This window comes from Micromonospora sp. NPDC000089, from assembly GCF_042899365.1.
In the GTDB taxonomy this organism is placed as follows: domain Bacteria; phylum Actinomycetota; class Actinomycetes; order Mycobacteriales; family Micromonosporaceae; genus Micromonospora.
Window position 1 is genome coordinate 118,399 of sequence record NZ_JBIAZT010000015.1, and the last position, 9,744, is coordinate 128,142.

Annotated in this window: 8 protein-coding genes and 1 tRNA gene; 2 read left to right on the forward strand and 7 right to left on the reverse strand. The window is 72.0% G+C overall.

Annotated features, from left to right (window positions below):
• Positions 1-11: 11 nt before the first annotated feature.
• On the reverse strand, positions 12-572 hold the full coding sequence (locus ACFY3U_RS23350; protein WP_387205316.1) for a TetR/AcrR family transcriptional regulator: 561 nt from the start codon (positions 570-572) through the stop codon (positions 12-14).
• Positions 573-652: 80 nt separating this feature from the next.
• Positions 653-1,321 carry a PadR family transcriptional regulator gene (locus ACFY3U_RS23355; RefSeq protein WP_387205318.1) on the reverse strand — a complete coding sequence of 223 codons (669 nt, stop codon included), beginning with the start codon at positions 1,319-1,321 and terminating at the stop codon, positions 653-655.
• Between the two features lie 58 nt (positions 1,322-1,379).
• Between ACFY3U_RS23355 and ACFY3U_RS23360 the strand changes: the two genes are divergently transcribed.
• Positions 1,380-2,579 (forward strand): FAD-dependent oxidoreductase, encoded by a 1,200-nt coding sequence (locus ACFY3U_RS23360; RefSeq protein ID WP_387205320.1) that lies wholly within the window; start codon positions 1,380-1,382, stop codon positions 2,577-2,579.
• Positions 2,580-2,648: 69 nt separating this feature from the next.
• Positions 2,649-3,608, forward strand: coding sequence for a DNA polymerase domain-containing protein (locus ACFY3U_RS23365; protein ID WP_387205322.1), 960 nt, complete (start codon positions 2,649-2,651; stop codon positions 3,606-3,608).
• A 4-nt stretch (positions 3,609-3,612) separates the two neighbouring features.
• On the opposite strand, the gene ACFY3U_RS23370 is transcribed toward ACFY3U_RS23365, so the two are convergent.
• From ACFY3U_RS23370 to ACFY3U_RS23390, 5 genes are all read right to left on the reverse strand, one after another.
• A complete protein-coding gene (locus ACFY3U_RS23370) occupies positions 3,613-4,878 on the reverse strand; it encodes an ROK family protein (protein ID WP_387205324.1) in 1,266 nt (421 codons plus the stop codon).
• A gap of 108 nt (positions 4,879-4,986) precedes the next feature.
• Positions 4,987-6,090, reverse strand: a complete 1,104-nt coding sequence (locus tag ACFY3U_RS23375) for a substrate-binding domain-containing protein (protein WP_387205326.1) — start codon at positions 6,088-6,090, stop codon at positions 4,987-4,989.
• 52 nt (positions 6,091-6,142) lie between these two features.
• Positions 6,143-7,444: a multiple monosaccharide ABC transporter permease gene (gene mmsB / locus ACFY3U_RS23380; RefSeq protein WP_387205328.1), complete on the reverse strand. Its 1,302-nt coding sequence runs from the start codon at positions 7,442-7,444 to the stop codon at positions 6,143-6,145.
• Entirely contained in the window at positions 7,441-8,988 is a 1,548-nt protein-coding gene (gene mmsA / locus ACFY3U_RS23385; RefSeq protein ID WP_387205330.1) for a multiple monosaccharide ABC transporter ATP-binding protein, read from the reverse strand. Before mmsA ends, mmsB begins: the two co-directional genes overlap by 4 nt.
• Before the next feature lie 423 nt (positions 8,989-9,411).
• A tRNA-Arg gene (locus ACFY3U_RS23390) sits at positions 9,412-9,486 on the reverse strand.
• Between the last annotated feature and the right edge of the window lie 258 nt (positions 9,487-9,744).

Sequence of the window (9,744 nt, forward strand, 5' to 3'; positions counted from 1 at the left end):
GGTCCTTGTCCTCATTCCTGGGTGGGTGGGTCGGTCGTCACCAGCGCCCGCCGGGCGACGGCCAGCAGGGCGGTGCGCAACTGGTCGTCCGGCACGTCGACGAACTCCGCGCACGCCTCGGGGATCCCGGCGAGCACGACCAGCGCGGCGATCCGGCCGCCGGGGCCGTCGCCGGGGCCGGCGAGCGCGTCGAGCAGCCGTTCCGAGATCCGCTGCACGTGCGCGAAGGCGGGTTGGGCGAGCAGCTCGGGGAACTCGCCGAGCAGCAGCGCGATCTCCCGCCGGAAGCGCACCGCGAGGTCGACGAAACCCTCGGCGGCGGCTCGCTGGGCGGCCGGCCAGGCGAGCCCGGCCAGCCGGTCGTCGAGCGCGGCGAGCACCTCGATGGGCTTCGCCATCAGCGCCGCGAGCAGGGCTTCCTTGTTGGCGAAGTGGTAGAGCACGGAGGCCTTGGAGCAGCCCGCCTCGCGGGCGATGTCCTGCAGCGAGGTGCCCCGGTAGCCGGTCACCGCGAAGCGCCGCGCCGCGGCGGCGAGGATCTCGGCGTGGGTCTCGGGTACCGCGCGAACCATGCCACCCAGTATGCCTGACCGATCGGTCAGGCACTGACCGATCGGTCAAACTCGTCGGGTGGCCTTTGCCACACCGCCGCTCAGGCCGGCGTCGCGCCGCGGTCCGCGGCCGGCGGGCCGGGGTCGGCCGCCGGGCCGGGGCCGGTCGGCGCCGGCTCGCCGCCGGTCCAGTCGGCCAGCCAGTCGCCGGTCCAGGTCAACCGGCCGGTACGCAGGTCGTCGACCATCCCGCGGACCCAGTCCAGCTCGGTACGCAGCAGGGTGAGCCGGTACTCGTCCTCGACCAGGAAGAGGCGGGGCAGGTCGAGCCCGGCGAGCATCGCCTCGCGCTCGCCCAGCCGGTCGGCGAGGACCTCGGCCCGGCGCTCGAGCCGGCGGGCCGCCTCGGCCGGCGGCAGCAGCGGCAGGAAGGACAGCGCGGCCGGGAACTCGGGGAACTCCCGGGCCGGCGTGGCCAGCGCGTCGGCCAGCCAGCGGTCCAGCGTCCGCCGGCCGACGTCGGTCAGCTCGTACACGGTGCGTTCCGGCCGCCGCTCGTCCCGGGCGGTGTGGCCGACCCGGATCAGCTCGTCCCGGCGCAGCCGGTCGATCGCCTGGTAGACGCTGTTGCGCTGGGCGACGTTGACCACGTCGTCCTTGCCGCGTTCCCGGATCAGCTGCTGCATCCGGTACGCGTGCATGGGCTCCTCGACCAGGAGCGCGAGCAGCGTCATCCCCAGCGACGACGGGCGGTGGGCACGGGCGACCATGCCCCTCACCCTAGGCGACGGTCTTCCTCGCGTTAGTTATTGTATGTATAGTCATTGCATGACTAAAGCAGTGATCATCGGGGCCGGGTTGGCCGGTCCGGTCGCCGCGATGGCGTTGCGCCGCGCCGGCATCGACGCCGTCGTCCACGAGGCGTACGGGCGGGACGCGGTGGGGGTGGGCTCGTTCCTCACCCTCTCGGTCAACGGGGTGGACGCGCTGGCCGCGATCGGCCTCGACGGGCTGGTCACCGGGCTGGGCCACGCCACCCCCCGGATGGCGCTGTTCAACCACCGGGGCCGGCGGCTGGGCGAGTTCGGCACCAGCGGCACCCGCACCCGGGAGCTGGGCAGCACCACGGTGTGGCGTTCCGACCTCTACCGGGCGCTGCGCGACGCGGCGGTGCGCCGGGGCGTGGAGATCGTGCCCGGCGCCCGGCTCGTCGACGCCGAGCCGACCGGCGCCGGCGTGCGGGCCCGGTTCGCCGACGGCCGTACCGCCGAGGGCGACCTGCTGATCGGTGCGGACGGGCTGCGCTCGCGGACCCGGCAGATCATCGACCCGGCGGCCCCGGCGCCCCGGTACGTGCCGCTGCTCAACGCCGGCGGCGCCGCCCGCGGGCTGGGGCTGGCCGACGAGCGCGGGCTGATGCACATGATGTTCGGCCTGCGCTGCTTCTTCTGCTGGATGCCGGTCGGCGACGACGAGGTCTGGTGGTTCGCCAACCCGCCGCAGCCGACCGAGCTGACCCCGGCGCAGCTCGCCGCGATCGGCCCGGACGAGGCGCGGGCGACGCTGCGGCGGCTGCTCGCCGACGACGCCGGCCCGGCGCTGCGGATCCTCGACGGCACCGACCGGCTCACCTACGGCTGGCCCACCTACGACCTGCCGTCGGTGCCCCACTGGCACCGGGACGGCATGGTGATCATCGGCGACGCCGCGCACACCGCCGCCCCGTCCTCCGGCCAGGGCGCCGCGATGGCGTTCGAGGACGCCGTCCAGCTCGCCCGCTGCCTGCGCGACCTGCCCGACGTGCCGGCCGCCTTCGCGGCGTACGAGGGGTTGCGTCGCCGGCGGGTGGAGAAGGTGGTGGCCCAGGGCAGGCGGGTCAGCAGCACCAAGGTGGCCGGCCCGGTCGGCCGGGCGTTCCGCGACCTCGCCCTGCCGCTCTTCGCCCGGCGGACGGCCCGCGACGACGGCGCGTCGATGGCCTGGCTCTACGACCACCACATCGACTGGGCCGCGAAGGTGACCAGGTGACCGGGTGAGCGCCGGGCCGGCCGCCGTGTCGGGGTTGCCCCCCGCCGGTACGACCGGCAAGGTGAGCGGATGAGCCGGCCGGAGGAGACCAGGGACGGGGTCGCGCTGACCAACCTGGACCAGCCGCTGCTGGCCGGCGACGACGTCACCAAGCGGCACCTGGTCGACTACCTGGACGCGACCGCCGGGCTGATCCTGCCCGTGCTGGCCGACCGGCCGCTCTCGGTGATCCGGCTGCTGCGCGGGCAGGACCCGTTCATGCAGAAGAACCTGCCGAAGTACACCCCGGACTGGGTCCGCCGGACGGAGGTCTGGGCGGAGGCGTCGCACCGGCGGGTGTCGTACGCGCTCTGCGACGACCGGCGCACCCTGCTCTGGTTCGCCAACCAGCGGGCGATCGAGTACCACCCCACCCTGAGCCCGGCCGCCGACCCGGCCCACCCCACCCACCTGGTGCTCGACCTGGACCCGCCGGAGGGGGACAGCTTCCCCGCGGTGGTCGCCGCCGCCGGGCTGGTCCGCCGGGCGCTGGCCGACGCCGGCCTGAGCGGTGCGGTGAAGACCAGCGGCGCGAAGGGCCTGCACGTCTTCGTGCCCCTGGTCGCCGGCACGACCGCCGAGGAGGCGGCCGCCGCCACCCGGGCGCTCGCCGTACGCGCCGAGCGGCTGGACCCGGCGACGGCCACCACCGCGTTCATCCGGGAGGACCGGGGCGGCCGGGTCTTCGTCGACCCGACCCGGGCCGGCGGCGCGACCGTGGTCGCCGCGTACAGCCCGCGGGTGCGGCCGGGGCTGCCGGTCTCCTTCCCGGTGGCCTGGGACGACCTGCCGGCGGTGACGCCGACGGACTTCACGGTGCGTTCCGCGCCCACGCTGCTGGCGGGCGGGGATCCCTGGGCGGCGGCGATGCCGGCGCCGCAGCGGCTCCCCGACGAGCTGGTCGCCGAGGGGCGGACCATCCCGGTGGCCCGGGTGCAGGCGATGCACGAGGGGAAGCGGCGGGCGCGGGCCCGCCGGGAGGCCGGCTGACCGGTCAGCCGCCCCGGTACGCGGTGTGCAGCGGGTCGGCCAGCAGCCGGTCGAACGCCAGTTCGGCGGCGCCGATCAGGGCCGCGTCCCGGCCCAGCGCGGCGGCCCGCAGGCGGACCCGCTCCCGGGACGCGGGCAGGGTCATCTCGTCCACCCGGCGGCGCACGGTGTCCGCCCCGGCAAGGTAGAGCTCGCGCAGCGCGCCGCCGAACACCACCGTCTCCGGGTCGACCACGGTGACCAGGTTGGCCACGCCGAAGCCGAGCCAGTCGGCGACCCGCTCGACCGCCGCCCGGGCGGCCGGATCGCCGTCCGCCGCCGCGCGCAGGACGTCGGCGACCGCGGCCCGGTCGGTCGGCTCCCGGCCGGCGTGCCGCAGCAGCGCCGCCTCGCCGATCTCGGTCTCCCAGCAGCCGCGGGAGCCGCAGCCGCAGCGCCGGCCGGCCGGGTTGACCACCATGTGCCCGACCTTGCCGCTGTGTCCCCGGTGGCCGGTCACCAGCCGGCCGCCGAGGATGATGCCGGCGCTGACTCCCCGGTCACCGTGCAGGTGCACCACGTCGCCGCTCCCGGCCGCCACACCCCGGATCTGCTCGGCGAGCGCGGCGATGTCGGCCAGGTCGCCGGCGACGAAGCCCGGGCCGGCGGGGAGTTCGGCCCGCAGCGCCGCCCGCAGGGCCTCGTCCGCGCCACCGACCCGGATCCGCCCGTCGGAGTCCCGGACGGTGTCGGCCACCGCGACCCCGCCGCCGACCAGCAGCGTGCCGGGCTCGGTGACGCGGGCCAGGTCGCGGACCAGCCCGGCGAGCGGGCGGACGGCGTCCGACGCGGCGGTGCCGGCCGGCCGGTCGGTCTCCCGCAGGTCGACGATCCGGCCGCCCAGGCCGATCCGCGCGGCGCGCAGCCGGTCGGCCTCGATGCTCAGCGCGTACGCGTACACCCGGTCGGCGCGGGGGCGGACCACCAGGGACGGGCGGCCGGCGCGCCGGGCGGGGGTGGGCGCCTCCCCGGTGGCCGGCGCGGGCGCCTCCTCGGTGACCAGGCCGCCCGCGGCGAGGTCGGCGGCGAGCGCGCCGATGGTGCTGCGGTTGAGCCCGAGCCGGCTGGTCAGCTCGGCCCGCGAGGTGGGGCCGTGCACGTGCACGTAGCGCAGCACGGCGCCGAGGTTATGCCGGCGGATCTCCTCCTGGCCGGCGCCGGGCGGGGCGGGCAGGGACGGTCGGGGGTCGCGGCCGGCCAGCGGAGGCCGGGGTCGTACGGGGATCGCCACCGGCCTCCTCTCGGTCGGGTCGGCGGGGTAGTGCGAGGGGCCGATCACGACGAAGGGTCCCGGGACGGCGCCCGGGACCCTTCGTCGTGACTACCTAGCGTGCGGTGCTCACTTGGTGAGCGGGCCGAGCTTCGGGTCGTTGGCGTAGGCCTCGGCGGCGTTCGCCTTGGTCACGGCCACCGGCGGGAGCAGGTAGGTGTCGACGACCTTGCTGCCGTTGTTGTACGACTTGGTGTCGTTGATCTCCGGCTGGTCGCCCTTCTGCAGCGACTGGACCATCGCGATGGTCTGCTTGACCAGGTTCCGGGTGTCCTTGTTGATCGTCATGTACTGCTCGCCAGCCATGATCGACTTGACCGACTCGACCTCGGAGTCCTGGCCGGTGACGACCGGGACCTTCTTGCCGGCACCCTTGATCGAGGTGATGATCGCGCGGGCCAGCGTGTCGTTCGGGGAGAGGACGCCGTCCAGCTCCTTGCTGCCGTAGGTCGAGGTCAGCAGCTGGTCCATGCGGGCCTGCGCACCCTCGGCCTTCCAGCCCTGGATGGCGGTCTGCTTGACCTCCTTCTGACCGGAGGCGACGACCACGGTGCCCTTGTCGATCTCCGGCTTGAGCACGCTCATCGCGCCGTTGAAGAAGACACCGGCGTTGTTGTCGTCCGGCGAGCCGGAGAACAGCTCGATGTTGTACGGGCCGTTCGGCTTCTTGGCCTTCATGCCGTCCAGCAGGGCCTGGCCCTGGAGCTGGCCGACCTTGAAGTTGTCGAACGCGACGTAGTAGTCGAGGTCCGGGGTGCCGGTGATCAGCCGGTCGTACGCGATGACCTTCGCGCCCGCCTGGTGCGCCGCGGCGACCTGGGTGGACAGCTGCGCGGCGTCGGTCGCGCCGATGACGATGACCTTGGCGCCCTTGGTCACCATGGCGGTGATCTGGGCCTGCTGGTCGGCGACGGTGGTCGACGCGCCGGCGTACTGCACGTCGCTCTTGAAGCCGGCCTCCTTGAGGCCGTTGGTGAACAGGTCACCGGCGAGGACCCAGTTCTCCGAGGTCTTCGACGGCAGGGCGACACCGATCAGGGAGTCGGCCGCGAAGCCCTTGGCGGCGTCGCCGGAGCCGCTGCCCGAGTCGCCGTCACGGCCGGAGCCGCAGCCGGTCAGGGCCAGCGTCGCGATGGCGCCGATGGCCACCGTCTTGGCGAGGAAATTGCGCATTTGGAGGTGATGCCCTTCTGCAGTGGTGATAGGGGGATGCGGTCGGTGGTCGTCAGCCGGCCACCGTCGTCCTGGCGGGTTCGCGGCCCGCGTCGGACGAGGAGGGAGGTTCGCTGCTCGGCGCGTCCCGGCGGAGGCCCCGGGTGATGCTGCCGATGATCGAGAAGCGGCCCTGCTTCTTGTTGTAGACGTCGAGCGCGACGGCCAGCAGCAGGACCAGGCCCTTGATGATCTGGACCTTGTCGGTGCCCACGCCCTCCAGCTGGAGGCCGTTGTTGAGCACGGCCATCACCAGACCACCGACGATGGAGCCGCTGATGGTGCCGATGCCGCCGGAGACGGCCGCGCCACCGATGAAGACCGCGGCGATCGCGTCCAGCTCCCAGCCGTTGCCGTCCTGCGGGCCGGAGGCCGCGGACCGGGCCACGAAGATCATGCCGGCCAGCGCCGCCAGCACGGACATGTTCATCATGACGAAGAAGTTGACCCGCTTGAGCTTCACGCCGGACAGCTCCGCGGCCCGGGAGTTGCCGCCGACCGCGTAGATGTGCCGGCCACCGGCGGTGTTGCGGGTGTAGAAGGAGTACGCCAGCACCAGCACCACCAGGATGATCCCGGAGATCGGGAAGCTGGTGCCGACCCGGCCGCTGGCGAACCGCAGGCTGGCGAAGACGATCACGCCGACCATCACGGCCATCCGGAGCACCGAGATCCACATCGGGGCGGGGTCGGCGTCCATCTCGCGCCGGGTCTTGCGGGCGCTCAGCTCCCGCCACACCACGGCCACGCAGGCGGCCAGGCCGAGCAGCAGGGTCAGGTTGTTGTAGCCGGTGTCCGGGCCGACCTCGGGCAGGAAGCCGGAGCCGATCTTCCGGAAGCCCTCCGGCACCGGGATGGTGTTCGCGTTGCCGATGTACTGGTTGCCGCCGCGGAACAGCAGCATGCCGGCCAGCGTGACGATGAACGCGGGCACCCCGATGTACGCCACCCAGAAGCCCTGCCAGGCGCCGATGAGCGCGCCGATCACCAGGCCGAACAGGATGGCCACCGGCCAGGGCAGGTTCCACTCGGCCATCGACTTGGCGACCAGGATGCCGGTGAACGCGGCGACCGAGCCGACCGACAGGTCGATGTGCCCGGCGACGATCACCATCAGCATGCCGATGGCCAGGATCAGGATGTACGAGTTCTGGTTGAACAGCGCGATCAGGTTGTCCGATCGCAGCGTCAGCCCGTTCGTCCAGATCTGGAAGATCAGGACGATGCCCACGAGCGTGGCGATCATCCCGAACTGCCGGGCGTTGGACGTGGTCCCTCCGAAGAGGTTCTTCTGCAGGTCCTTGAATCGGCTCATCGTGTCTGCATCTTCTTCGTCGAGGTCATCTGCTTCATGAGGGTCTCCGGGTCGGCGTCCGCCCGGGCGAGCTCGCCGGTGATGGCGCCTTCGAACACGGTGTAGATGCGGTCGCAGAGCCCGATCAGCTCGGGCAGCTCCGAGGAGATGACGATGACGCCCTTCCCCTGGTCGGCGAGCCGCTGGATGATGCCGTAGATCTCGTACTTGGCGCCCACGTCGATGCCGCGGGTGGGCTCGTCGAGGATCAGCAGGTCCGGGTCGGTGAACATCCACTTCGCCAGGACGACCTTCTGCTGGTTGCCGCCGGAGAGCTTGGCGACGCCCTCGTCGACCGTCGGGGCCTTGGTCCGCAGGTCCTTGCGGTACGCCTCGGCCGCCTGGTACTCCTCGACCTCGTTCAGCACGCCGTGGTGCGAGATCTTGGACAGCTTGGCGGCCACCGTCGAGGACTTGATGTCGTCGAGCAGGTTCAGGCCGAGCGCCTTGCGGTCCTCGCTGACGTACGCCAGCCCGTGGTGGATCGCGTCCGCCACCGACTTGAGCACGATCTCCTTGCCGTCCTTGATGATCGTGCCGGACTCGTACACCCCGTACGAGCGGCCGAAGACGCTCATCGCCAGCTCGGTGCGGCCCGCGCCCATCAACCCGGCGAAGCCCACGATCTCGCCCCGTCGGACGACGAAGCTCTCGTTCTTGCAGACCTGGCGCTCGGCGGAGATCGGGTGCCGGATGTTCCAGTCGCGGACCTCGAAGAAGACCTCACCGATCTTCGGGGTGTGGTCGGGGAAGCGGCTGCTCAGCTCGCGACCGACCATGCCCCGGACGATCCGGTCCTCGTCGACGCCGTCGGCCTTGATGTCGAGGGTCTCGACCGTCCGGCCGTCGCGCAGGATGGTGATCTGGTCGGCGATCGCCTCGATCTCGTTGAGCTTGTGCGAGATCATGATCGAGGTGATGCCGCGGGACCGGAAGCCGCGCAGCAGGTCGAGCAGGTGCCGCGAGTCCGCCTCGTTCAGCGCCGCGGTCGGCTCGTCCAGGATGAGCAGCTTGACGTCCTTGGCGAACGCCTTGGCGATCTCCACCAGCTGCTGCTTGCCGACGCCGATGTCCTTGATCAGGGTGTCCGGGTCCTCCTGCAGGCCGACCCGGGCCATCAGGTCCAGCGCCATCCGGTTGGCGGCCTTCCAGTCGATCGCCCCACGCTTGCGCGGCTCGTTGCCGAGGAAGATGTTCTCGGCGATCGACATGTCCGGAATGAGGGCGAGCTCCTGATGGATGATCACGATGCCCGCGTGCTCGCTCGAGCGGATGTCGGAGAAGCGGGTCTCCGCGCCCTGGTAGATGATCTGGCCCTGGTAGGTGCCGTACGGGTAGACCCCGCTGAGCACCTTCATCAGAGTCGACTTGCCGGCGCCGTTCTCGCCGCAGATCGCGTGGATCTCGCCGGCGCGCACCACCAGGTTGACGTCGGAGAGGGCCTTGACTCCGGGGAACTCCTTGGTGATGGAGCGCATCTCCAGGAGGATGGGCACGTTGCTCATCGTTCGCACCACCTCGCCAACGTCATGGATGCCTCCGGAAGGGGTAGAACCTTCACTCGGTTTTGTTGTCGTCGGCAACGTATTGCGGGTTCGTGGCGATCGCAAGGGCTGGGGCGGAGTCAGCATGTAACAATCCGGCAATGTCGGTGCGCTGACTCACGACTGTCGTCACCGCAGCCCCAGCACTCGCCCCAGGCCACTCGCGGTACGTGGGAGCGTGTCCGACGTCACGACCCGGGCCGCCGGGCCCGGTGTCGGATCACGGACCGGTCGTGCCCGTCGTGACGCTCCGGCCGGCACGCGTACCCCTGCGACCGGCGGTCCGGTTCCGGGCCGGCAGGGCCTTCCCGATCTGACGGTCGCCCGCTCCGAACGCACGAATGCCGAGGCCCGGTGGCCTCGGCATCGGTGTGGAGTGCGGTCTGGTGCCCCCGGCAGGATTCGAACCTGCGCCCCCGCCTCCGGAGGGCGGTGCTCTATCCCCTGAGCTACGGGGGCTCAGCGACCGGGAAAGAGTAGCAAACCCCTCCCACGATCACCCAATCGCCACCCCGGGCCCCCCGCCCCCGCCTTCCGAGCTGAGTTGATCATGAGGTTGACGGCGAAGTTGATCCTCCGCTGCCGTCAACCTCATGATCAACGGGTCCCGACCGGGGGGGTGGGGGGATGCTCCTATGGATGTCAAGGTGTGGCCGGTGGTGGTTGGGTGGGGTTGGTGAGGACCTCGTAGACCTCGCGGGCGATGTATCGCTTGAG